Source organism: Methylophaga sp. UBA2496 (assembly GCF_002341635.1).
Taxonomy (GTDB): domain Bacteria; phylum Pseudomonadota; class Gammaproteobacteria; order Nitrosococcales; family Methylophagaceae; genus Methylophaga.
Genome location: NZ_DDOK01000004.1, coordinates 491,757 through 513,135, shown reverse-complemented (window position 1 = coordinate 513,135; position 21,379 = coordinate 491,757). Strand labels below are relative to the sequence as shown.

At 45.5% G+C, this 21,379-nt stretch carries 29 protein-coding genes and 1 pseudogene; 21 read left to right on the top strand and 9 right to left on the bottom strand.

Translation table 11 applies throughout. The features are described 5' to 3' along the window. The 4 genes from B2W60_RS05740 to B2W60_RS05725 all read left to right on the top strand — a co-directional run. Nucleotides 1-767 (top strand): substrate binding domain-containing protein (locus tag B2W60_RS05740; protein WP_292363963.1); only part of this gene is annotated, 767 nt, incomplete at its 5' end. An 84-nt stretch (nucleotides 768-851) separates the two neighbouring features. Beyond that, the gene (locus B2W60_RS05735; protein ID WP_292362172.1) at nucleotides 852-1,058 is read left to right on the top strand and encodes a ParD-like family protein; all 207 of its coding nucleotides are present in this window, start codon (nucleotides 852-854) and stop codon (nucleotides 1,056-1,058) included. Continuing rightward, nucleotides 1,051-1,836, top strand: a complete 786-nt coding sequence (gene map / locus B2W60_RS05730; protein WP_292362173.1) for a type I methionyl aminopeptidase — start codon at nucleotides 1,051-1,053, stop codon at nucleotides 1,834-1,836. The genes B2W60_RS05735 and map overlap by 8 nt, the downstream gene beginning before the upstream one ends. A 127-nt stretch (nucleotides 1,837-1,963) precedes the next feature. Beyond that, nucleotides 1,964-3,016, top strand: coding sequence for a bifunctional transcriptional activator/DNA repair enzyme AdaA (locus B2W60_RS05725; protein WP_292362174.1), 1,053 nt, complete (start codon nucleotides 1,964-1,966; stop codon nucleotides 3,014-3,016). A 16-nt stretch (nucleotides 3,017-3,032) separates the two neighbouring features. Here B2W60_RS05725 and B2W60_RS14325 read toward each other — a convergent pair. Further along, nucleotides 3,033-3,266 (bottom strand): annotated as a pseudogene (locus B2W60_RS14325) (DUF899 family protein); the annotation flags it as partial. Nucleotides 3,267-3,459: 193 nt separating this feature from the next. Here B2W60_RS14325 and sugE point away from each other — a divergent pair. The 11 genes from sugE to B2W60_RS05670 all read left to right on the top strand — a co-directional run bounded on the left by sugE (nucleotide 3,460) and on the right by B2W60_RS05670 (nucleotide 10,719). After that, nucleotides 3,460-3,780, top strand: coding sequence for a quaternary ammonium compound efflux SMR transporter SugE (gene sugE / locus B2W60_RS05720; protein WP_292362175.1), 321 nt, complete (start codon nucleotides 3,460-3,462; stop codon nucleotides 3,778-3,780). A 72-nt stretch (nucleotides 3,781-3,852) separates the two neighbouring features. Further along, the gene (locus B2W60_RS05715) at nucleotides 3,853-4,542 is read left to right on the top strand and encodes an NAD(P)H-binding protein (RefSeq protein ID WP_292362176.1); all 690 of its coding nucleotides are present in this window, start codon (nucleotides 3,853-3,855) and stop codon (nucleotides 4,540-4,542) included. 57 nt (nucleotides 4,543-4,599) lie between these two features. Then, the gene (locus B2W60_RS05710) at nucleotides 4,600-4,881 is read left to right on the top strand and encodes a hypothetical protein (protein WP_292362177.1); all 282 of its coding nucleotides are present in this window, start codon (nucleotides 4,600-4,602) and stop codon (nucleotides 4,879-4,881) included. After that, a complete protein-coding gene (gene trhA, locus B2W60_RS05705) occupies nucleotides 4,770-5,255 on the top strand; it encodes a PAQR family membrane homeostasis protein TrhA (protein ID WP_292362178.1) in 486 nt (161 codons plus the stop codon). Before B2W60_RS05710 ends, trhA begins: the two co-directional genes overlap by 112 nt. A 101-nt stretch (nucleotides 5,256-5,356) precedes the next feature. After that, nucleotides 5,357-6,295, top strand: a complete 939-nt coding sequence (locus B2W60_RS05700; RefSeq protein ID WP_292362179.1) for a CHAD domain-containing protein — start codon at nucleotides 5,357-5,359, stop codon at nucleotides 6,293-6,295. Between the two features lie 16 nt (nucleotides 6,296-6,311). Beyond that, complete coding sequence (locus tag B2W60_RS05695) at nucleotides 6,312-6,734, top strand: GFA family protein (protein WP_292362180.1); 423 nt, start codon at nucleotides 6,312-6,314, stop codon at nucleotides 6,732-6,734. Nucleotides 6,735-7,051: 317 nt separating this feature from the next. Further along, the gene (locus B2W60_RS05690; RefSeq protein WP_292362181.1) at nucleotides 7,052-7,360 is read left to right on the top strand and encodes a DUF3144 domain-containing protein; all 309 of its coding nucleotides are present in this window, start codon (nucleotides 7,052-7,054) and stop codon (nucleotides 7,358-7,360) included. Between the two features lie 222 nt (nucleotides 7,361-7,582). Continuing rightward, a complete protein-coding gene (locus B2W60_RS05685) occupies nucleotides 7,583-7,945 on the top strand; it encodes a hypothetical protein (protein WP_292362182.1) in 363 nt (120 codons plus the stop codon). Nucleotides 7,946-7,965: 20 nt separating this feature from the next. Continuing rightward, complete coding sequence (locus B2W60_RS05680; RefSeq protein ID WP_292362183.1) at nucleotides 7,966-8,817, top strand: hypothetical protein; 852 nt, start codon at nucleotides 7,966-7,968, stop codon at nucleotides 8,815-8,817. Between the two features lie 214 nt (nucleotides 8,818-9,031). Continuing rightward, nucleotides 9,032-9,961, top strand: a complete 930-nt coding sequence (locus B2W60_RS05675; protein WP_292362184.1) for an ABC transporter ATP-binding protein — start codon at nucleotides 9,032-9,034, stop codon at nucleotides 9,959-9,961. Then, complete coding sequence (locus B2W60_RS05670) at nucleotides 9,958-10,719, top strand: ABC transporter permease (RefSeq protein ID WP_292362185.1); 762 nt, start codon at nucleotides 9,958-9,960, stop codon at nucleotides 10,717-10,719. Before B2W60_RS05675 ends, B2W60_RS05670 begins: the two co-directional genes overlap by 4 nt. A gap of 47 nt (nucleotides 10,720-10,766) precedes the next feature. On the opposite strand, the gene B2W60_RS05665 is transcribed toward B2W60_RS05670, so the two are convergent. Beyond that, nucleotides 10,767-11,942, bottom strand: a complete 1,176-nt coding sequence (locus B2W60_RS05665) for an HD-GYP domain-containing protein (protein WP_414673525.1) — start codon at nucleotides 11,940-11,942, stop codon at nucleotides 10,767-10,769. Nucleotides 11,943-12,418: 476 nt separating this feature from the next. On the opposite strand from B2W60_RS05665, the gene B2W60_RS05660 reads away from it, so the two are divergent. Then, nucleotides 12,419-13,264, top strand: coding sequence for an HDOD domain-containing protein (locus B2W60_RS05660; RefSeq protein WP_292362187.1), 846 nt, complete (start codon nucleotides 12,419-12,421; stop codon nucleotides 13,262-13,264). On the opposite strand, the gene B2W60_RS05655 is transcribed toward B2W60_RS05660, so the two are convergent. The 4 genes from B2W60_RS05655 to B2W60_RS05640 form a co-directional block, all read right to left on the bottom strand. Beyond that, nucleotides 13,261-13,797 (bottom strand): gamma carbonic anhydrase family protein, encoded by a 537-nt coding sequence (locus tag B2W60_RS05655; protein ID WP_292362188.1) that lies wholly within the window; start codon nucleotides 13,795-13,797, stop codon nucleotides 13,261-13,263. The genes B2W60_RS05660 and B2W60_RS05655 overlap by 4 nt on opposite strands. A 3-nt stretch (nucleotides 13,798-13,800) precedes the next feature. Next, the gene (locus B2W60_RS05650) at nucleotides 13,801-14,226 is read right to left on the bottom strand and encodes an MAPEG family protein (protein WP_292362189.1); all 426 of its coding nucleotides are present in this window, start codon (nucleotides 14,224-14,226) and stop codon (nucleotides 13,801-13,803) included. Between the two features lie 120 nt (nucleotides 14,227-14,346). Next, nucleotides 14,347-15,294 carry a trypsin gene (locus B2W60_RS05645; protein WP_292362190.1) on the bottom strand — a complete coding sequence of 316 codons (948 nt, stop codon included), beginning with the start codon at nucleotides 15,292-15,294 and terminating at the stop codon, nucleotides 14,347-14,349. Between the two features lie 194 nt (nucleotides 15,295-15,488). Next, on the bottom strand, nucleotides 15,489-15,926 hold the full coding sequence (locus B2W60_RS05640) for a DUF3617 domain-containing protein (protein WP_292362191.1): 438 nt from the start codon (nucleotides 15,924-15,926) through the stop codon (nucleotides 15,489-15,491). A gap of 131 nt (nucleotides 15,927-16,057) precedes the next feature. Between B2W60_RS05640 and B2W60_RS05635 the strand changes: the two genes are divergently transcribed. Next, nucleotides 16,058-16,384 (top strand): MGMT family protein, encoded by a 327-nt coding sequence (locus tag B2W60_RS05635; RefSeq protein WP_292362192.1) that lies wholly within the window; start codon nucleotides 16,058-16,060, stop codon nucleotides 16,382-16,384. A gap of 17 nt (nucleotides 16,385-16,401) precedes the next feature. Here the strand turns inward: B2W60_RS05635 and B2W60_RS05630 are convergent, their stop codons facing one another. Continuing rightward, nucleotides 16,402-16,899 carry a tetratricopeptide repeat protein gene (locus B2W60_RS05630; protein WP_292362193.1) on the bottom strand — a complete coding sequence of 166 codons (498 nt, stop codon included), beginning with the start codon at nucleotides 16,897-16,899 and terminating at the stop codon, nucleotides 16,402-16,404. Nucleotides 16,900-16,966: 67 nt separating this feature from the next. Then, entirely contained in the window at nucleotides 16,967-17,503 is a 537-nt protein-coding gene (locus B2W60_RS05625) for an NlpC/P60 family protein (protein WP_292362194.1), read from the bottom strand. A 340-nt stretch (nucleotides 17,504-17,843) separates the two neighbouring features. Between B2W60_RS05625 and B2W60_RS05620 the strand changes: the two genes are divergently transcribed. The 4 genes from B2W60_RS05620 (at nucleotide 17,844) to B2W60_RS05605 (ending at nucleotide 20,814) form a co-directional block, all read left to right on the top strand. After that, nucleotides 17,844-18,419, top strand: coding sequence for a methyltransferase family protein (locus B2W60_RS05620; RefSeq protein ID WP_292362195.1), 576 nt, complete (start codon nucleotides 17,844-17,846; stop codon nucleotides 18,417-18,419). Nucleotides 18,420-18,440: 21 nt separating this feature from the next. Continuing rightward, the gene (locus B2W60_RS05615) at nucleotides 18,441-19,103 is read left to right on the top strand and encodes a toluene tolerance protein (protein ID WP_292362196.1); all 663 of its coding nucleotides are present in this window, start codon (nucleotides 18,441-18,443) and stop codon (nucleotides 19,101-19,103) included. Nucleotides 19,104-19,171: 68 nt separating this feature from the next. Next, on the top strand, nucleotides 19,172-20,368 hold the full coding sequence (locus tag B2W60_RS05610) for an NAD(P)/FAD-dependent oxidoreductase (RefSeq protein ID WP_292362197.1): 1,197 nt from the start codon (nucleotides 19,172-19,174) through the stop codon (nucleotides 20,366-20,368). A gap of 56 nt (nucleotides 20,369-20,424) precedes the next feature. After that, on the top strand, nucleotides 20,425-20,814 hold the full coding sequence (locus B2W60_RS05605) for a VOC family protein (RefSeq protein ID WP_292362198.1): 390 nt from the start codon (nucleotides 20,425-20,427) through the stop codon (nucleotides 20,812-20,814). A 22-nt stretch (nucleotides 20,815-20,836) separates the two neighbouring features. Here B2W60_RS05605 and B2W60_RS05600 read toward each other — a convergent pair whose 3' ends face one another. Beyond that, a complete protein-coding gene (locus B2W60_RS05600; RefSeq protein WP_292362199.1) occupies nucleotides 20,837-21,373 on the bottom strand; it encodes an SRPBCC family protein in 537 nt (178 codons plus the stop codon). Nucleotides 21,374-21,379 lie beyond the last annotated feature (6 nt).

Here is a 21,379-nt window from a genome sequence, read left to right as displayed (position 1 = left end):
TGGAAGAGCGACTCGGTTGTGTGTTGTTGGCGCGTTCAACGCGTCAGGTCAATTTAACGGAGAATGGCACCGCTTATTACCATCAATGTAAAGAACTGGTTATTGGCCTGCAGCAGGCCAATGAACAAGTCAATCAGCAACAATTGCAACTGAGTGGGACATTGAGAGTGAGTGCGGCAGGCGGGTTTGCAGAACATTTTGTCGCACCGGCATTAATGACATTTGCTCAACAGCATCCTCAATTGACCGTGGAAATAGACTTTAATAGTCGTATGGTGAACTTTGTAGAAGACGAAGTTGATTTTGCCGTGCGTTATGGTGAATTAGCCGACTCCAGTCTGATTGCCCGCAAATTAATCAGCCGGCCGATGATGGCCGCTGCAAGTCCTGAATATTTAAAACAGTATGGCACGCCGACACATCCCAACCAGTTAAAAAGTCACAGCTGCATTATTTCCAATAACGACCACTGGTTGTTTAATATGGACGGTAATCCAAAGAGTGTCCGGGTAAGAGGTCGATGGCGCTGCAACAATGCCAATGTGGTCGCCAAGGCCTGTGAACAAGGCTTGGGTATTGCTTATATGCCGAAAAGTACGTTTGATGAGGGTATTAAACATCACAAGCTTGCTGCCATACTCGAACCTTTCTGGGGTAAAGGAGCAAGCAGCTGGATTGTCTACAAAAACCGTCATTTTCAGCCGCTTCGGGCGCGGTTGGCTATAGATTTTCTCATCTCACATTTTTCCACTTGGAACGATACTTAATTTCAATTCTGCTTAAAACAATCACTTGTCGCATTCTCATCAAAAATATATGATCCGTATATGTTTCGTATATTAGGATGTGTTATGGGGATTGTTAAAATAAGCGATGAACTGCACGAAGAAATCCGAAAATCCAGTTCGGTTATGGTCCGCTCCATCAATGCTCAGGCGGAATATTGGATAAAAATAGGCATGCTGGCGGAGGCGAATCCGAGTATGTCTTTTTCTGAAATTATCCGTGCCCAAATGCAGCATGCCGATGTCGATATAAAGCAGATTGTCGGTGGCTAAGATCAAACTGAAAAATACAGACGAATTGGCTGTGATGCGTGAAGCCGGATGGTTACTCGCCTCGGTGTTCCGTTATCTGGATAATCACGTGAAAGTGGGTATCACGACTATGGATATCAACCATCTGACCGAGCGGTTTATTGTTGACCAACTGGGCGCTCGTCCAGCGAGTAAAGGGCAATACGGTTATCAGTACGTGCTTAATACCTCCATGAATCATGTGGTCTGCCATGGTGTTCCCTCAGACAATCAAAAACTGAAATCGGGCGATATCGTGAATGTCGATATCACGTTGGAAAAGGGTGGATTTATTGCTGATTCCAGCAAAATGTACATGATGGGGGACGTCACGCCGCTTGCTAAGCGTTTGGTCGATAAAACCTATGAAGCCATGTGGGAGGGGATTCGCATTGTGAAACCTGGCGCAACGTTAGGTGATATTGGTCATGCGATTCAGCTTTATGCCGAGAGGCAAGGATATTCTGTTGTTCGTGAATATTGTGGACACGGTATAGGTCGGGAAATGCACGAAGAACCGGCAGTACTTCACTTTGGTCAGCCCGGGAAAGGTCTGGTTTTGCAGGAAGGGATGACCTTCACCATCGAGCCGATGATCAATCAGGGAAAGGCAAAAGTGAAGACCAGAAAAGATGGATGGACGGTCGTTACGGCTGATAAAAAGTTATCTGCTCAATGGGAACATACCATTGCGGTCACATCGAACGGGTATGAAGTGCTGACCCTGCGGGATGAAGAACGTATTCCTGAATCTTTATAAAGATCAAAAGCCCTGCTAAGGGTGCATTTGATGTTTGCTGATCAAAAAAAATACTCGTCGATTTTTCGGTTGGTAGCATTAATCATGGGCGGGTATGTTATCCATTGTTGTAACGACGGATGGCCGTATGCGAATTCAAAACCCGGACCAAATCAAAAACTACTATCAAGCGTTGCTGAACCGTGATGAAGCTTATGTCGGAATTTTCTATGTGGGCGTCATCACCACGGGCGTTTTTTGCATCTCGATCTGTCGTGCCCGAAAACCAAAACCTGAGAATGTCGAGTTTTATAGCACGTTTAAAGATGCGCTGAATGCTGGTTATCGGCCATGTAAAATCTGTCGACCTACCGAGAACGCCAATGAGGCACCCAAACAGGTGACGGCAGCGATTGAGTTAGTCAGAAGCCATCCGAAGCAGAAAATTTCGGATGATCAGTTGCAACAACTCGGTATCAGTCCAGAACAAATCCGCCGTTGGTTTAAGAAACACTACGGCATGACATTCCAAACGTTCCAGCGGATGTATCGTATTAATACTGCCTTTCAGGAATTAAAGCATGGCAAAACAGCGACGGATACTGCTTTTGATAGTAGCTACGAATCACTCAGTGGATTTGGCTATACCTTCAAGAAAGTGATGGGGCGGTCGCCAGCACAAAGTCTGGAGAATAATGTGATCACAATAAATCGATTTACCACACCCTTGGGCCCTATGTTTGTTGGTGCGACAGAGCAGGGAGTCTGTTTACTGGAGTTTGTCGATCGGCGAATGCTCGAAACCGAGTTTAACGATCTTCAGAGGCACTTAAACTGTCCTATTGTAACCGGCGAAAATGAACACACCAAACAAGCCAGGCAAGAGTTGGAAGAATACTTTGCTGGTATACGTAAGCAGTTTACTGTTGCACTACACACCCCTGGGACCGCGTTTCAAACTCAGGTCTGGAACGTGTTAAAACAGATTCCTTATGGCGAGACCACGAGCTACCAGGCGCAGGCAGAGCGAGTTGGAAACCCCAAAGCCGTGCGGGCAGTGGCCGCTGCAAATGGTGGGAACCGTGTTTCCATTATCATCCCGTGTCATCGGGTGATTGGGAAAAATGGAACCTTAACAGGCTATGGGGGTGGCTTGGATCGCAAACACTGGTTACTGGAACACGAGCGTCGTCAACGGTAAAAAACAGAGGACAGATTTATTTTTCTCCTGAATGACAGCAGTTTTCTGAGGGTTGGTAGCGTCCGGTTGAGTCAACATGGCCCTTTGCTTCATAGCGGTCGTGATGTCGCACCCAATCAGTGAGATTAAAATTCGGGCCGGTTTCATTACGTCTTTTCGCCGTCAGATCGAGCAGCATATAAGTCCCTAATATTTCCTCGGCACCGCGCCCGTATGCGGAAAAGGTGTGAAATATTTCACCGGGGTAATCGCTGTCAAAACAGAATTATGTTGAGTGTTAAATAATTATCAGCTTCAGATGGTGAGATGGTAGAAGGGGCCGGTAAGTTGTGATAAATTGCTTTACATTGTGTTCTTTTCCAGGCACATGCCCTGAGGGACGACCCTGAGGTGCTGGTTCACGATTAATGGGGACGACCCCTTCAATTTAAGAGGTTGTCTGCATGAGTTGGTTAATTCTGTTTTTGGCTGGTTTATTGGAAGTGGTTTGGGCAATAGGACTCAAGTTTACGGAAGGGTTTACCAAGCCAGTTCCCTCACTCATCACGTTAATTGCAATGATTGGCAGCTTCTATTTGCTGAGCTTTGCTATGCGTTCCTTACCCATGGCTACTGCTTATGCCATCTGGGTGGGTATCGGTATCGTCGGAGCATCAATAGCCGGGATAGTTATCTTCCAGGAGTCCATCTCTTTCTTAAAAATGGTTAGCTTGCTCCTCGTGGTTACTGGCATTGTTGGGCTCAGGATATCGAGTGTTGCCTAACTTTAAAAGCCAAATAGTCAGCTGACTTGATTACGGATTAATACCAAATTGAAACGATAGAGGTTGAGGACAATGTCTGATACAGCGATTGTTTTAGGTGCAACGGGTGCTGTAGGAACGCAGTTGGTGACTCAGTTAAGTCAGCGGGAAGACGTTGCGAATATCATTTTGATATCTCGTCGTGCGTTCGATGTATTGCTCAATTTCCCGGATGCAATCACTTCAAAAATCACCCATCAGATTATTGATTTTGAGCAGCTGGAGCAGCAGGCAAAACCTCTGATTCCAGCAGGTTCTGTTGCTTTTATTGCCTTGGGGACCACGCAAAAACAAGCTGGTAGTAAAGCGAATTTTCGCCAGATTGATCATGGTTTGGTGATCGCATTTGCACGAGCCTGCAAAGCGGCTGAGGTCAGTAAACTGGGTGTTGTAACCGCGTTCGGTGCCAATATTTCTTCGGTCAGTTTTTATAATCGGGTTAAAGGCGAGGTGGAACGCGATATACAGGCACTTAATTTGCCGAGTGTGTTTTTTGCTCGACCTTCACTGCTGCTGGGGCGGCCGGATGATGATCGCTTTGCAGAAAAACTGGCAGATTCGTTACTCACACCCATTTCATCGTTTTTACCTGCTTCTGTGCGGCCTATTTCCACAAAAAGTGTTGCGTCTGCATTGATTGATGTGACTTACGATGCTGAAAATACTGACTCGTCGCTGGTTTTATCGAATGGGACTATGCATCAGCGTGCTGTCAAAGATTAACGGGTTCTGACGTTCACACACTGAATAACGTGTTTGATGTGCCAAGAGGGGGAGTATATGCAAAAGTCGCTTACCAGCCTCAATCGTGAGCAATCTGCCGGGGAAGAAATAGCCAACGCTGTCAGTCACGGAACAGGACTTGTCGCGGCTTTGATCGGCATGCCTTTTTTAATTGTCCATGCCACCCGGCTGGGTGAAACGGCCTTTGTTGTTGGCGTCAGCGTGTTTTGTGCCACGATGATATTGCTTTATCTAGCTCCACCCTATATCACGCATTACCTGTCGGCAAGGCAAAACGTGTTTTTCGCCGTATTGAACATTCTGCAATTTATTTATTGATTGCTGGCACCTACACACCATTTACGCTCGGTGCACTCAAAGGCCCATGGGGCTGGACGCTTTTTGCTATTGTCTGGGGGCTGGCCTTTACCGGTGTTGCCCTCAAAGTGTTTCAAAAACGACACCATCTGGTTTTTTCCACCGGCCTGTATTTACTGATGGGTTGGGTGATTGTCATTGCCATCCGGCCATTGCTGGAAAATGTGCCTGTTGCCGGATTATTGTGGTTAGTGGCCGGCGGCGTGTTTTATACCGTCGGAGTCGTGTTTTTTGCGATGGATTCACGGCTGAAATATGGTCACTTTATCTGGCATTTATTTGTTCTGGCGGGCACGGCCTGTCATTTCTTCGCTATTTTTGGGTATGCTGACTAGAACCTTTTTTATCTGGCGACCACTGACCCCTTTAAAACCTCGGCCAAAAATGGAAACGGGTATAGTTGGATCCTCATACTTGAATTGTTCAAAGACTTTTTATGAGTAAAAAAATTCAAGTCGAAACTACCACGGGCAGTAAGCCTGTCTTGTTGCAGCCGGCGGGTAAGATTCTTGCAGAAATAGTTCGACAGAAAGAAACAGCATTTCGCACAGCCTGGGCGCATTTTCAAACCACGGAAGATGACCCTGAGGCATTACACGATATGCGTGTTGATCTGCGTCGGTTACGGGTTTGGGTAAAACTGACCCGCGGTGAAATCAAAACCAACAAGGCCGTTGGTAAACGGCTTAAGGCCCTGGCCAAGGCGAGCAACCCCGTACGTGACCACGAGGTGACTTTGGCCTGGTTGTCACTGGCCCAAAAACAGATTGGCGATAGGCCTGCTTTGGCGAAGCTGATTGAATATGGGAAACAGGCGTATCAGCAGTCCACCGAACTGCGATTTTCTCCAAAGCAGAGACTTGAACCTCAGATCAAACAAAAAATGGGTATTGGCTTAGGCAAATGGCTTGAACAAACCGTGGAACAGCGTATTGAGCTGATTGACCAACTTCTGAATGCTGGTATGCAAGAAACGCATCTGGCACGTATTGAAATTAAATATCTGCGTTATCTGCTCGAACCCTTTACCGAAACAGTAAGCAACGCGAAAGCGCTGGTTGAGTGGTGCAAAAAGGTTCAGCAGTTACTGGGGGACTTCCACGATATGCAGGTTTTTCGCAGTCATTTGCCAGAATTCGCCCGTTGGGTTATCGATCAAGAGCTGGCAGAAGTTGCCTTATTAACCGGCAAACAGTCCAGAGCGATTACCAAAGTGTTTGCCAATGCCCGCGAACCCGTCATTGCACTATCTGGATGGCAAGATCAGGAACTGCAGCGACAATGGCATAATTGGATCGCTGTGCGGGAGAACTACTTATCTGTATTACAAGCACTTCGAAAAAATACAGATACACCTAAACAAATGCAGATATGAATCAGGAGGGGGGCAAATGAATTCCATAACTGAACAAAGCGGAAGCTGTTTATGTGGCAACGTCAGTCTGGTAGCCACCCCCAAAAGTTATCATATGGGGGCTTGTCACTGTGAGACCTGCCGAAAGTGGGGTGGAGGGCCATTGCTGGCGGTAGAATGTGGTGGTGATGTAGCGTTTGAGGGGGCTGAAAATATCTCAATTTATGATTCTTCAGAATGGGCTGAACGCGGCTTTTGTAAAACATGTGGTACCCATTTGTTTTATCGCTTGAAACAGGGTGAAATGTACGCCATTCCAGTTGGGTTGTTTGATAATAACGATGAATGGCAATTGGCTGAGCAGGTGTTTATTGAGAGCAAACCGACATATTATTCATTTGCCGAGAAGACCCGAAATCTTACCGGCGAGGAGTTGTTTTCCCAGTTTAGCGACAGCTGACTCAGCCTGAATTGACGCCGGCTTTTTCAGCTGAAACTCATGGCTCCTCAGACGGGTTCACCGCTAGCTGCAAAGTATCCTTACCGAATGACATTCGTATTTCAAGTTTTTTCTATTTGAGTGTGTAAGAAGCCAATTTATCCGGTTCATCATGTGACGGATTTGTTTTCATATCATCGAGTACTAAAAAATAATAAATGTCATATTCCTGCGATCTATTGTGCTGAGTTCCGTATTCATCTTCCGTGAGCAAGTTTATTCTGCAGGTTCTTTACTGGCTGAAAGCCCAACTGCAAAATAAAAAAAGCGAAACCTTTATGAGTGAGAGAGATAAAGCCTTTTTCGATAGAGCGGATGCATTTATCAAATTGGCTAATATGCAAATGGCGAAAAGTGTAGAGGCCGGTGAAGTCAGTGCATCATTTATGTATGGCTTAGCCAGATACAGTGCGTGGTTCTGTGCTTCTGGATGGACTAATGCCATGGATATGGCTGATGCGCGGGATGAAACCGTCGATTTTTTTGTCAATGAATATCGACGTATGTTGGAATTGAATATGGATGATTATATTCAGAATTTCGACAATTATGTTCAGGCCTCTGAACAACTGCAAAACAAAGGGTAAGCGAGAGCTTACCCTTTTTTTATATCCTTTCAAAGCACATCATCAATACGTTTTTCGTGGTGTGTAATTGATCCCAAAATATCATTTCAACTACTATTTCCGATAGCTCTGAACAGCATCAACGCTTCATGCTATTCAAATTGTTGGATGATTAGAGTAGATTCATATGGGAAGATGAAAACGATTTATTCCTCCTCTGGATATTAACATTAAGGCGTGCTCATGAAACTGCGATTAACCATCTTAACTTCATTGGTTTTACTGAGCGGTTGCGCGGTTGAGGAGCCGGTAATGGTTTATGAGAGTCGAAATGCTCTGCAATGTGAAACGTCAGGGATCTCACCCACTGACAGTGCAGAAAAATTATCAACGGCAAATATTGAGGTAATTGAAACTCACTGTGGTCAGCGAACCGGTGTCGCTTATCCGGCTGCGTGTGGTATGGGGACAGGGACTATACTGATTCACCAGATACCACAGGCGGATCTGGTTGCTGCCCGGCAGATTGGTTTTCAAGCCGTTTCTGAACTGATAAATCTTGATGAAGGCACTGGTTATGAATTTCTTGAATGTGATGAGAACTAGCACTATCAACTGGTAAGGTGATGTTAACGGCCAAACTCCGTTTTTTATTGATAGCTGCCTTGAGTCTTGTCTGTGTAGGGATGCTGACCACTTGTGGGGAAGAGTCAGAACCGGACACATCCGTTGCACCACTTGAGCCGAAAACAGTTGAGCGGGTGGAGCAGCGTCCCGCCATGCCAAATATCTATATTGATCAAACCATTACCCCTGTCTCTGCCGGGAACCGGCGTGAACTATATGCGGATTTGCTGAATATCTGCAAGGATGAGGGCGTTTCGATAAAAGCGTTGAGCGAAAATGAGCGGAATCGCCTGGGAACCATTCGACTGCAGCGCTGGCTGGATGAGACCAGAACTGCCTATCGTCTGGAAGCATGGGATTATCAACTGGCTGAACCACAACAGCAGCCACACTGTCATTTCGAACTTGTCAGCAGTGGTCGGCATGTATTGATTGAAGAAGCAGGAATACGCAGTGTACTGCTTGATAATAATCAGCTGTATGAGTCTGAACGACTGACGAATATACAAACCAGTTTGTTGTTGCGAACACCGGCTCGTCAGGATACCAATGCGACTGATCAGTTGCGGAAGGTGGTTGAGCAGCCGTGTGTTGAAGCCACTATTGATGAAGCTGCACTCTGTACATGGGCGGGTGGAATCGAATGGGGATTTGAACCGCGTTCTGACACCATCGACTCGGTAATGGACGCGCAGGATCATCAGCTATTCAGATCTATTATTCTGCGACAGGAACCTGCCGGAAACGCGTTGGATAAAATCAGGACGGTGACATTCAATATTGGTGACAGTCTTGATGAAGCAGCGATGCAACCTGGCCCTGCAACCGCGTTGCCTGCTCGGCAACCGTAATCTTAAATCTTGCTGCTGTTAACACTGTTTTAACATGGCGCTGCCAAACTGCAGCGATTTTATCGCATTGGAGTAATTGAGTTATTTCACTGCTGTTTTATGTTTAAATGCAGACAAATTTAAACCTTGTTGAAGAACAACACTCGAGGGGCGATGAAAGTTCAAGCCCCTAAAATGACTAAGCTTACATACCGCAGTAAAGGAAACACGACTGATGGAAAATCACATCATTGATGTGCGCAATCTCAGTAAACAATATCCTTCCGGGTTTCAGGCGTTAAAGCAGGTTAATCTGCAAATCAAACGTGGTGAGATCTTTGCTCTGTTAGGCCCAAATGGCGCTGGAAAAACCACGCTGATTAGCATTATCTGTGGACTGGTTAACGTCGGTGAGGGCCAGGTGTTGGTAGGTGGTTATGATGTTGTCAAACAGTATCGTCAGGCACGCAAACAAATTGGTCTGGTGCCCCAGGAATTAGCGATAGATGTGTTTGCATTTGTGTGGGATACCATGGTGTTCAGTCGGGGCGTTTTTGGAAAGCCGCGTGATGATGCATACCTGGAAGAAATATTAAGAGCCTTGTCTTTATGGGATAAGCGGCGTGCCAAAATTCAATTTCTTTCCGGTGGCATGAAACGCCGTGTGTTAATTGCAAAAGCCCTGGCGCATGAACCCGAAGTATTGTTTCTGGATGAACCGACCGCCGGGGTGGATGTGGAATTACGCCGTGATATGTGGCGGCTGGTGGAAAAGCTACGCCAAAGAGGCACCACCATTATTCTCACTACACATTACATTGAAGAAGCCGAAGAGATCGCGGATCGAATTGGCATTATTAATCATGGCGAGATCCTGCTGGTGGATAACAAGCAGGATTTAATGAAAAAGCTGGGCCGCAAGCAGCTTATCTTACAGTTACAACATCCGATTACTCAGTTACCCGGTGAGCTGAATGGTTTTGTGTTGCATATTGGCCAAGATGGCAAAACGCTGACCTATGATTATGTTGATAATCAACCGACCAATCATGTGACGGAGGTATTGGCGGCAATTCATCGTTCCGGGATCGAGCTGAGTGATGTGCAAACCAAACAAAGTACCCTGGAACAAATTTTTGTCAGTCTGCTGGAGGAGTCAAAGTGAACTGGTATGCCATTAAAGCCATTTATTTATCCGAACTCCACCGTAGCTGGCGCACGCCGCTGCAAAGTATTGCTTCGCCGGTGTTGTCTACTTCGCTTTATTTCATCGTATTCGGATCGGCCATCGGTTCGGCGATGACTGAAATTGGCGGTGTGAGTTATGGTGCCTTTATTATTCCGGGCTTGATCATGTTGATGGTGTTGACTGAAACCACTTCCAACGCCTCGTTCGGCATTTATATGCCCAAATGGTCAGGGGCTATATACGAAGTTTTGTCGGCACCGGTTTCGGCATTTGAGATTGTGGTTGGTTATGTGGGCGCTGCTGCTACCAAATCGATTATTCTGGCGATGTTGATTTTGCTCACCGCCAAATTATTTGTGGATTACTCGATTCTGCACCCGTTATGGATGATGCTGTTTCTGGTGTTGACCTGTATTACTTTCAGCATGCTGGGTTTTATTCTTGGTGTAGTGGCGGATGGTTTTGAAAAATTACAGGTTATTCCATTGATGGTTGTCACGCCTTTAGCTTTTCTGGGTGGCACGTTTTATTCGATCAGTATGTTGCCTGAGTTCTGGCAGAAAGTGACTCTGTTCAATCCGGTGGTATATCTGGTTAGTGGTTTTCGCTGGAGTTTTTATGGTACAGCCGATGTCAGTCTGACATTCAGTCTGATGATGATTACTGCTTTCCTCATCATGTTTATGATGTTTATCTGGTGGATTTTTAAAACGGGCTATAAGGTAAAAGTCTGATGGATGATATGTTGCTATCAAACTGAACAGGACGGAGTAATAAACCTTTAAAGCCAGAGATCTTGCAGTTGTTTGAAATTCCATTTGCTTGGATCTTCAGGCCCATCAATGGTCTCTTTACAACTTGGCAGGGAGAGATCGATTACCTGGATCTGAATAGGTGCTTTAGAACGCAGGGAAAAAAACACTTTAACTTTTGGCGTGACAAGCGAACCTTTACCGGGCTCTATCACTACGGCCAGCTTTTGTGAAGAAAGTCGTACCAGAGAACCGACCGGATAAATGCCCACCATTTTTACGAAAGCATTAAAAAGCGGCTTATCAAAGTGCCCCTCCCATTTTGCCATTTCCCGAATAGTGCCAGCCGGATCCCAGGCTTGTTTATAAGCGCGTTCAGATGTGACAGCGTCATAGACATCACAAATGGCCGCCATACGGGAATACAATGATATTTCGTCACCTTGTAACCGGTTGGGGTAGCCCAAACCGTTCATTTTTTCGTGATGATGCAAAGCGATGTCGACGACCTCTGGTTCAGCACCGGAGTTCTGAAGTAATTTGGCGCCGGCAACCGGATGTTTTTTCATGATGTTGTATTCTGCATCAGAAAGTTTTCCGGGTTTGTTCAGCACTTCCAATGGCATCAGGGATTTACCAAGATCGTGCATTAATCCGCCGACACCAGCCAACTTAACCTGCTCTTCATTCAGATTGAGTTGGCGTGCCATCGATATCATCAATGCACACACCGCCAATGAATGCATGTATGTGTAGTCATCATGAGTTTTCAGACGAGCTACACTGAGTATTGCGGCTGAGTTTCGCTGCACCATTAAATCAATTTCATTCACTAACGGTAAAGTTGTTTGGGGATCAATGGCTTTACCCAATCGGGCATCTTGGTACATTGCCATAACCTGTGGTTTAGCATCATTGAAGAGTTTCCGCGCGCGATTAATATCCTCTTCCATTGAAATTCGCGCGACAGATTTTTTATCTTTGGCGGTTTGCTGAGGAAGTGAGTCTGATAACGTTTCGGCAGCGGGTGGTGATGGTGGCAGGGAGGGCGATGTTTTAGAAGCTTCACCTTTATCCTCATCGATCCAGACTTCCTCAATGCCTGCCTCAAGAATTTTTTTAATATCATCGGGATCGGTTAATAAAAAACTACTACGTAAAAACGGGTGTTTCATCCATGAACCGCCCAGCTTTTTTATATACATACCAAGCCGGAGTTCACTAGAAGCAATGCGTTGTGTCAAAGTCGGCTACCTTTAGTATTAATTTTTGCTGATATTGTATATAGGCACGCTGTGAAAAAAATGTATTTCAGCACAAAACTTGTGGTTTTAGCTGTAAATTCAGGAAAATCCTTGTCACCTTATTCAGCTAACGCTGAAATGAGTGAAAAAAACAGGGCGTTTTATGGCTAAAATCAGAAGGTTGACTGATGGTCATTTGAGCCCAATATAAGAAGCGGTTTTTTGTTGTAAGCTGAAATCAGCTACTTGCATGATTCAAAATAGACGTAATGAAATGATGGTGCTACTTTGGTCGGTGACGTATTGAGTAAGCTTTATCGATGTCGGCTTTCTAGTTGATGTTTATCGCTAAGTAGTCTGAATGGCGATAAGTTGAATCAAGACAGAATGATAAATCGGCAAAAAACAATATTTATCAATCAGATATGGATAGAGAAATGCAAGAAGATAATCAGCACGTAAGATCAGAACTGGAAGATCTGTTAAATCAGGCAATCGCAGAGGGATTTGTAGAGGTTCCGATACTGCCTGAGGTCGCGAACAAAGCGTTTATGCTGGCCAATGATAAAGAGTCTGATGCCAGTCAAATGGCGCAGCTGATTGAAAGTGATCCATCGCTCGCTGGCCATGTAATGCGTATTGCCAACTCGGCAGCGTATACACCGATGTCAAATTTGACATCACTTCAACAGGCGATTGCCCGTCTGGGTATGGTGACTGTCAGTGAAATTGCTATCAGCGCCGTACTCAATGCGAAATTATTCAATACTCCGGGCTATGAAGGCTATGCGGAATCCATCTGGCAGCAGGCGTTGGCGACATCATTGTGGGCTAAAGAGATTGCCAGTCACTGCAACGTGAACGTCGAAGTCGCTTTTCTGGCAGGATTGATTCATTCCATTGGCCGTCCGGCGGTACTTCAAACGCTGATTGATGTTGCCGCGCAACAGAGTTTGCCTCTGGATGATTCGATTGTTCATCAGCTGGAAGATAAATACTGGCTGACCGTTTCGCAGATGATCGTTATTCGCTGGCGTATGCCGGCTCTGGTCATTGAAACCATTCAGCATCTTGAAACGCCTTCGACTGACAAGGAGGCAAGTCAATTGGCCGCAGTCGTCAACATGGCTAAATATGCTGCTGATGCCATGCTGAATGGTGAGTTGGCAGATAATTTTCCTCAGGCATCCATCGCCATTGTTGAATTTGAATCAGCAGATACCCAGAAACTGTTAACCAGGAAGGATCAGATCAATGAACGACTTAAACAGCTGGCGGCTTAATCATTGTTATTGAGATATTCATTTTTCAGCTTTACGTAGTTCTGACAGGCATATTGGAAATAATTCAGTTCGTCCACCGTTAATGGGCGAATCTGTTTTACAGGAGAGCCGAAATACAGGTAACCGGATTCAAGTTTTTTTCCCGGTGGTACCAGCGAACCCGCACCAATAACCACCTGATCTTCGATAATCGCGCCATCCAGTATAGTAGAGGACATGCCGACAAGCACCTGATTCCCAATCGTGCAGCCATGCAACATCACCAGATGGCCTACTGTGACATCATCACCAATGATCAGGGGATGGCCTTCCGGATTAAATTCACTGGCATGGGTAATATGTAAACAGGAGTTATCCTGAATACTGGTTCTCGCGCCGATACGAATCTGATGCATATCACCACGGATGGATACCAACGGCCATACCGAACTGTCATCGCCGATCTCGACATTACCCATAATCACAGCACTGTCATCTACCCAAACCCGATTCCCCAATCTGGGGCTGTGACCTCGAAAAGATTTCATAACCATCTGTTAACTCAGCAAAGTAATGCCACATAACACCAGCAATGCCACATTAGCGAGCAGGCCAACCATAAAAAACCAGGTTCTCGGGCTGGGGTTTTGCTCAGTAGCAATGGCGTAATAGAGTCCCATATGCACAATACGGGCAATCGCAAATAGCCAGACAAAGATACCGGTCCATAGAGCATTTGCACCGATTAAAATCGCCATAAACGTCGTGCCCAGCAACAATGGCAGATTTTCCAGTGAGTTCATAAACGTGCGATGGGCTCGAAATACAAAAGCGTCATGACTCAGTTCTTCAGCAATTTTGCCGGGAATTGCACCAGCTTGCGAGGCTTTGCTTTTGCTGGCGATAAACCATTGAATAAGCAGGGTCAGCAAAATAATAAACAAGCCGGAGAAGGTCAGATGATACATGTTTGCTAATGTCATTTTTTTGAAGTCTCTTCTTTATATCAGCCGGATGATGGATGGATTTATGAATCCCATCAACGCCAGCTTAACATTGATTGTTTGCATCAGGCGGTCACTATGAATGGTGAAAAAACGCTGTTACTCAGACATCATCTGAATGTCAGCGCCTTCAAGCCGGGCGCGAGTGAATAATGCCTTAGCTTCAACGGTATTCAGTCGAACACCATACGCTGCGTAAGGGAAATCAGTCAGTGGGGCACGGTTTTCATTGAAAAATGGCCACTGTTTATTTTTCCGGTAAAAGGTTTCGACAAAACTGGTTAACGCGATCACACCTTGTTGTCCGTTTTGTTGATTCACTATCCATGGCCCTCCGGAATCACCTCTTGTTGGCATAGGTAAGGTAAATTGATAACGTTCATTTTCCACCCGATTCATGGCTAGCAGGGCGGAGGTTGAGCTGATTACGGCATATTTTGCCAGAAACTGCGCGCGAAATTGCAGGTGCAGTAGGGGGTCAAGCTGTTCGTAGATTTCAGGTACAAAGTGGTAGAAGTCATCTTCTGCAGATAAGACGGTTTTGTTCGCACAGCGAGGGACATTAATGTCGGCATCGTTAATTCCTCGGCCATACCCACATACCAGAACTTGTGGGCTTTCAAGTGAGTTGACGATTGGAATGGCTGCAATCCCTTCAGGCGCGTTTCCGTCAAATATCAGTACGGCCAGATCGGTGGCCAGATTGCGTTCAATTTCATTAAAACGGGTGTAAAGCGCCGCACGTAATACGGGTACCGGCTTGCCTAAAAATATCTTAACAACCGGGATTCGCGTGTTGGGGGTTAATTTAGAGTCACGCAAGCAGTGAGCAACCGTTAATACGGTCAGTGGCTGAGTACCTACTACTACAGAACTGCATTCGTCCTGTTCCGTAACCTGACTGTTGGTGCCGCCATACCATTTAAGTTGCTCAATATGAATCTGGCCCGTTGAAACAACGTCAATCGGTGTTGGTTCACCATGAATAACGCCATAGGCGGGCATCATGATAAAACAACCCAAAACCACTTTGAAAAAATCCAGCATTCAAACAACCCTCCTGAAAACGGAAAGTCAGATTCAAACGGTTATAAAGCAGAAGGCAGTTTTTTCAGTCGAAAGTTCGGCAGGCTGTTGTAATAGTAAGGTAAATGAACCTCACCCCATTATCATATTGGATGTTGATAATGGGGCGAACCAATTGGAGTGAGGAATGTGCAGCTGAATCAACAAGCCCTGGATCAAGGTGAACATTCGCCAATCCGCTCGCCAGAATAATCAGTTTTCATATTTACCGGACCTATTGGGGTGTTCATCTCACTGGTCATTTTGCCCTCAATGCGATTACCTTTAAAGTTGGCATAACCCTTAAAAATGGTTGTCATACCATCCATATTGCAGCTCGCAGCGTAATCAACTCGGTCACGTTTGATATCTGATTGCGTAATATCACATTCCTCAGGCATATTGATGACGTCTTGCCCCTTGTCCAGCTGTGCCTGGGTCAGGCATTCCTGATTGCTGGCCGTTTGAGGCGGGAAATTCATAGGGCCTTCCATGGTGGTGGTGCTGGTGTATTCCCAAAGGCCGGGTTGCAGGTTGGGCGTTTCTGCCAAAGCGGTGGCAGAGATTGAGAACAGACTGGCTATTAATACGGAAAATCGAGTGAGAGATTGCATAATCTGGTTTCCTGAATATTTGGAAAGGATTGCTGAATAAAGCCAACAGATTGAATCTTGCCTGTGACTGATATGGAGTGCAACTGGCAAGCGATAAAACCGGACTGAAATTAACGTTATATGAGCAATAATTGAGCGTAGGCAATAAAGTGGAGCATCTCAAACTCAACCAAATCATCTGGCAAGTGGTCGCTATGATTCCTGAGGGAAAAGTTGCAACTTATGGTCAGATTGCTCGGATTTGCGGTTATCCGGGGCATGCACGTTATGTGGGAACTACACTAAAGCAACTTCCGGATGACTCTGATTTACCCTGGCATCGCGTGATTAATGCCAAAGGTGAAATCGCGTTTCCGGTGGGCAGTGATGGCTACCAACGGCAACGAAAATTACTGGAAAACGAGGGCGTGCAGTTTAAGCAAAATAAAATAAAATTGTTGGATTATCGTTGGGAATAGTGGCAGTCAGATGATTGTCACTGCTGCTTTTGCCATTGTTTAATAGATTGTTCGGCCTGCCGGATTTCGTTTTCAGACATTTTTTTGAGTAATACGGCTTTAATATGCTGAAGATCTTCAGCACCATTTTGTTCCGCTAAAGACCACCACATATACGCCATTTGATAATCCTGCATTACCGCCAGGCCTTGATAGTACATATTCCCCAGGTTGCTTTGCGCCTCGGCGTAACCCTGATTTGCCGCAAGTTGCATCCATTTAATTGATTCGGGATGATTTTGTTCAACCCCTTGGCCCAATTTGTACATGATGGCGAGATTAAATTGGGCTGGAGCATAGTTGTTCTCAGCAGCATGGCGAAACCATTTTGCTGCCTGGTGATAATCCTGTTCGACGCTTTGCCCGTTGAGATAAAGAAACCCCAGTGTATTTTGGGCAATAGCATCGCCCTTGCTGGCGGCACTTTTGCATTTTTCTAAATAGGCTTCTTGGGTCAGTGGTACAGATTTGGTCACAATGCTTTTCCGAAGGAGTTCAACACGAACGCTATGATAGCAGCTCGCGGTTTCAACAGAAGAAATCTCAACGACGTACGCTGACTGCTTTCCAGAAATGGCGAGACCAGTAGCTGTTGTCCATATTGGAAATCATTACACCACGTGTTGTTGAGGCATGCAGGAATTTGTTCTCTTCCAGATAAATTCCGACATGGCGGCCATTGCGAAAGAACACCAGGTCGCCGGGTCGCAATTGTTGCCGGTTAATGCGTTGCCCCATACGCGATTGCTGTTCAGTGGTTCGCGGCAAATCCATACCGAATACATCACGAAATGTCACTTGAACAAAAGCCGAACAGTCGATGCCTGAACGATTGACTCCGCCAATACGATAAGGCGTGCCTTGCCATGCTTCATGCTGTTGATAGAGCAGTAGCATGGCCTGTATTTCATCGTAATAGTGAGCCTCATCTGCTGGTTTGGGGAACTCCGCTCTTTCTGGTGTTTTTGTGAGACCAGACGGAGTTGTTCCACAAGCTGAAAGCATGGCGAACATTGGCAACAAAAATAAGCATAAGCGCCAATGTGGCGTGATGAAAATCAAGTGTTTTGTTCTGGTCATTAGTTTTTATGGTGTTAGTTTCTTAATTATTCAAACAGATTAAAACCCATAAAGTTCTGCCGTTACAGGTTATTTTCATGATTTTCAAAGTAATAACAAAAAAAGGACATCAGTAACTTTTGTCAGCTAAGCTGGCGTTAGCTTAGACAAGAAGCAGATGGCAGTATTTTTGACTTATATGCTTCCCTGGCCAGAGATAATGTATACAGGTAATCCGCTAATAGTTAACATGGTAATAAAATTGCCATGAACTTTCAGTAAGTTATTAACTACCAATGCTCTATCTGCTGTTAATACATAGCCAGCTTGATAATTAATGACTTGATTATAAGGTGATTACATGACGGACCAAATTTCTGAGTTAGTACTCATTATCCTCATTGCAGGGGCGACTCTGGCGTTGTTCTCTAGTAATAGTCGATGGCGTTTTTTAGAGGATAATAAGTGGGATAATGAAATAACGGCGCTGACGATTGTTACCCTGATAAGTATGGTTAGCCTTCCCCTGATTGATGCCACGTTGCCATGGTTGGAATTTGCCGATTTGCGGTATTATGACGAAATTGCGTGGTTTGGTGTTCTGAGTGGCAGTTTGGGGATATGGCTGTTGTACAGAGCGGTTCGTGATTATAGTGCTCCCGCTAATTACCAGAAAAAACTGGTTGCCAAAGGGATTTACCGATACATACGTTATCCCTTTTATTCCGCGCTTTTAGTCCTGGCATTAACGCAATTATTGTTATCGCAGAATTGGTTGGCCGGAGTGGCAGGGTTAATGACTTTTGTATTGGTCTATTGCTTGAGAGTACCTCGGGAAGAAGAAGATGGGCTGGAGAAATACGGGCATCATTATCTTGATTATATGTCTCAGACGGGTGATATATGGCCGCGGCTCCCTTTAAAACATCAGGATTGAACATCGTTATGGAAAACATTTATGCTTAATATTCGCCCCCTTTCTGCTGAGCATTTAGCCACCCTGATGGAAACGGCTACTGTGATCGAAAAGGACAAAAAAGGACCTAAAGTGGCCGTACTAGCTGATGGCCAATTTTTAAAGTTTTTTTATCGTAAACGGTTTTTTAACAGAGAATTGCTGGCGCCGGCAGCGGTTAAATTTGCCCGTAACGCTCATCAATTAGAACAGCTTGATATCCCAACGCTGAAAGTGAAGGCATTGCATCGCATTGTAGGTGAATCACACACTGTTGCTATTTACTCCCCTTTGGCAGGCCGTACTTTACGAGACATTGTTAAATCCAATGAAGCCGATGCAAATCTGATGTACCGCTTGGGTGTGTTTTTAGCCTTGGTGCAGCGCCGGGGAATTTATTTCCGCTCAATCCATCCCGGAAATATTATTGTCAATGAAATGGATTTTGGCCTTATCGATATTCTTGATATGCGTTTTCAATCCTGGTCTTTAAGTCGTTGGGCCAGACGTCGCAACTGGCGGCATTTTTTCCGGTATCCACAAGAATGGGTAAATCATGGTGATTTGATTGAAGCGCTCATCAAAGGCTATCGTCATTCTGCTGATTTGCCTTTGCGTGAACTGAGCTGGATAGATCGTATCGTTGGCAGAGTCATCTCAACCTAGGACTAGGTTATCTTTCAGCCTTTAAGTTGTCAGTCATTTGCGGGTATTTTTGCGTAAAATGCCCGTCCATGACAATCAATAACGAACTTTCCAATCAGTATGACGTAATCATTATCGGCGCCGGTGCCGCCGGGTTGATGTGTGCTATTGCTGCCGGACAACGCGGTCGACGGGTGTTGGTACTTGAGCATGCCAATAAGGTGGGTAAGAAGATACTGATGTCTGGTGGTGGTCGCTGCAACTTTACAAACATGTATTGCAGCCCGGAGAACTTTATCTCCAATAATCCGCACTTTGTGAAATCAGCACTCAGTCGTTACACCCCATGGCATTTTATCGAGATGGTTGAACGTCATCAGATTGCCTATCACGAAAAGAAACTGGGGCAACTGTTTTGTGATGAGTCTTCGAAAGATATCGTGCAGATGTTAGTCACCGAGTGTGAGTGGGCCGGGGTAACCATCAAGACCAATACGCCGGTTAAGGTGCTGGAAACTGCCGGACAAAAGTTGGTTGAAACGTCAGAAGGTAAATTGCAATGTGCATCTCTGGTCATTGCGACGGGTGGCTTATCGATCCCTAAAATGGGGGCGACAGGATTTGGTTTTGAACTGGCCCGCAGGCTCAATATTCCGCTGTTACCCACGCGGGCGGGTTTGGTTCCCGTAGTACTGGATGACCACAAACTTAAACCGCTGGCTGAATTAAGTGGTATTTCCCTGGACTCCATCACCGAAACAGATACCTGTTCGTTTCGTGAGAATATTCTGTTTACCCACCGTGGTTTAAGTGGCCCGGCAATATTGCAGGCATCCAGTTATTGGCAGCCCGGGGAAGTGTTGAAAATAGATATGTTTCCCGGAATCGAGTTAACCGCTTATTTAATGGAAATGCGTCGTGAAAAATCCAAAACGGCTCTGAAAACCATACTGGCCGAAAAACTGACCCGCCGCGTCGCACAGCTTTGGTGTGAGCAATGGATTGAAGACAAACCTGTTGGTCAGCTTTCCGATGCTGATATTGAACAGATTGTTGCGCATTGCCAACCCTGGACAGTTAAACCTTCGGGTACCGAAGGTTATCGAACCGCCGAGGTGACACTGGGAGGTATTGATACCAATGCTCTGTCTTCCAAAACCATGGAAAGCAAGGAGCATCCGGGATTGTATTTCATCGGTGAAGTCGTTGATGTTACTGGACATTTGGGTGGGCACAATTTCCAGTGGGCCTGGGCTTCAGGCCATGCAGCCGGGCAATTTGTTTGAGTAGGCATTAAGCCTCAGTAAATTCAATAATACCAAGCGAGGAGAGATTACTGACAATGGCAACAGAAATTCTTCCACATCTGATGTTTGATGGCGATGCGAAACAAGCCATGTTGTTATACGTAGAGCTGTTCCCCGATTCTGAAATTATCGAATCAACCGAATATACTTCTGGTGAAAATAAAGGCAAATTACAATTTGGCAGGTTTTCGTTAAACGGGCGAACCTTTAATTGCATTGACAGCCCAGTCAAGCATGACTTTGACTTTACCCCGGCGTTTTCAATCTTTGTGAACTGCGAATCAGTTGACGAACTCAGCACCCTATTTAAAACCCTTGCCGAAGGCGGTCAGATTCATATGCCGCTGGATAATTATGGCTTCAGTCAGCAATTTGGCTGGTTACAAGACCGTTTTGGTGTTTCATGGCAGCTGAATTTCCCCTGAAAGTGCACCGTACACGATTCAGCTATTTGAATAATCGTGCATATTCCGCTTCCAGTGTTGTATGGGTAGCCCAAAACGGTGGGGGTGTTTGATTATTAAGCTGTGCCAGAAGAAATTCCAGATGCACATGCCAGCCTCCCGCTACAGAAAGCTTTTGTTCCGATTTAAGCAAGCGGGAGTGGGTGACGGTTAACCGAACTTTATCGCCATGCTCGGTTAATTGAAAACGCACCTCGGAGTTTTCATTGTCTCCCATCGGCCAGGTATAGCTGAGTAAAAACGGCGGGTCACAAGCCGTTATATTGCCTCTAACAATATGTTCACCGCCATAGTCGGCATATTTTTCAGGTGGCAGATCTCCAGCGGTGGTCAATGAATTATTGTTGAATACCAACGTCACTTCACCACCCATTTCCAGCTCCATGGGACCTGCAGCCAGCCATTTTTGCCGTAACTCAGGCTCAGTCAAATAACGCCAGACACGCTCAATCGGGCCAGGCAATGTTCGTTCAATCTGTAATGTGTCAGGGGTAATTAATTCACCATAAATGTTGGACATCACATT

Excerpts from the sequence above, each read along its gene's own strand:
- B2W60_RS05675 (WP_292362184.1), top strand. The coding sequence starts at position 9,032 with ATGGAAAATCACATCATTGATGTGCGCAATCTCAGTAAACAATATCCT.
- B2W60_RS05715 (WP_292362176.1), top strand. The coding sequence starts at position 3,853 with ATGTCTGATACAGCGATTGTTTTAGGTGCAACGGGTGCTGTAGGAACG.
- B2W60_RS05710 (WP_292362177.1), top strand. The coding sequence starts at position 4,600 with ATGCAAAAGTCGCTTACCAGCCTCAATCGTGAGCAATCTGCCGGGGAA.
- B2W60_RS05650 (WP_292362189.1), bottom strand. The coding sequence starts at position 14,226 with ATGACATTAGCAAACATGTATCATCTGACCTTCTCCGGCTTGTTTATT.
- B2W60_RS05645 (WP_292362190.1), bottom strand. The coding sequence starts at position 15,294 with ATGCTGGATTTTTTCAAAGTGGTTTTGGGTTGTTTTATCATGATGCCC.
- B2W60_RS05600 (WP_292362199.1), bottom strand. The coding sequence starts at position 21,373 with ATGTCCAACATTTATGGTGAATTAATTACCCCTGACACATTACAGATT.
- B2W60_RS05735 (WP_292362172.1), top strand. The coding sequence starts at position 852 with ATGGGGATTGTTAAAATAAGCGATGAACTGCACGAAGAAATCCGAAAA.
- B2W60_RS05700 (WP_292362179.1), top strand. The coding sequence starts at position 5,357 with ATGAGTAAAAAAATTCAAGTCGAAACTACCACGGGCAGTAAGCCTGTC.
- B2W60_RS05690 (WP_292362181.1), top strand. The coding sequence starts at position 7,052 with ATGAGTGAGAGAGATAAAGCCTTTTTCGATAGAGCGGATGCATTTATC.
- B2W60_RS05625 (WP_292362194.1), bottom strand. The coding sequence starts at position 17,503 with ATGACCAGAACAAAACACTTGATTTTCATCACGCCACATTGGCGCTTA.
- B2W60_RS05655 (WP_292362188.1), bottom strand. The coding sequence starts at position 13,797 with ATGGTTATGAAATCTTTTCGAGGTCACAGCCCCAGATTGGGGAATCGG.
- B2W60_RS05620 (WP_292362195.1), top strand. The coding sequence starts at position 17,844 with ATGACGGACCAAATTTCTGAGTTAGTACTCATTATCCTCATTGCAGGG.
- B2W60_RS05680 (WP_292362183.1), top strand. The coding sequence starts at position 7,966 with ATGTTAACGGCCAAACTCCGTTTTTTATTGATAGCTGCCTTGAGTCTT.
- B2W60_RS05610 (WP_292362197.1), top strand. The coding sequence starts at position 19,172 with ATGACAATCAATAACGAACTTTCCAATCAGTATGACGTAATCATTATC.
- B2W60_RS05615 (WP_292362196.1), top strand. The coding sequence starts at position 18,441 with ATGCTTAATATTCGCCCCCTTTCTGCTGAGCATTTAGCCACCCTGATG.
- B2W60_RS05695 (WP_292362180.1), top strand. The coding sequence starts at position 6,312 with ATGAATTCCATAACTGAACAAAGCGGAAGCTGTTTATGTGGCAACGTC.
- B2W60_RS05605 (WP_292362198.1), top strand. The coding sequence starts at position 20,425 with ATGGCAACAGAAATTCTTCCACATCTGATGTTTGATGGCGATGCGAAA.
- B2W60_RS05725 (WP_292362174.1), top strand. The coding sequence starts at position 1,964 with ATGCGAATTCAAAACCCGGACCAAATCAAAAACTACTATCAAGCGTTG.
- B2W60_RS05660 (WP_292362187.1), top strand. The coding sequence starts at position 12,419 with ATGCAAGAAGATAATCAGCACGTAAGATCAGAACTGGAAGATCTGTTA.
- B2W60_RS05685 (WP_292362182.1), top strand. The coding sequence starts at position 7,583 with ATGAAACTGCGATTAACCATCTTAACTTCATTGGTTTTACTGAGCGGT.
- B2W60_RS05640 (WP_292362191.1), bottom strand. The coding sequence starts at position 15,926 with ATGCAATCTCTCACTCGATTTTCCGTATTAATAGCCAGTCTGTTCTCA.
- B2W60_RS05665 (WP_414673525.1), bottom strand. The coding sequence starts at position 11,942 with ATGTATATAAAAAAGCTGGGCGGTTCATGGATGAAACACCCGTTTTTA.
- sugE (WP_292362175.1), top strand. The coding sequence starts at position 3,460 with ATGAGTTGGTTAATTCTGTTTTTGGCTGGTTTATTGGAAGTGGTTTGG.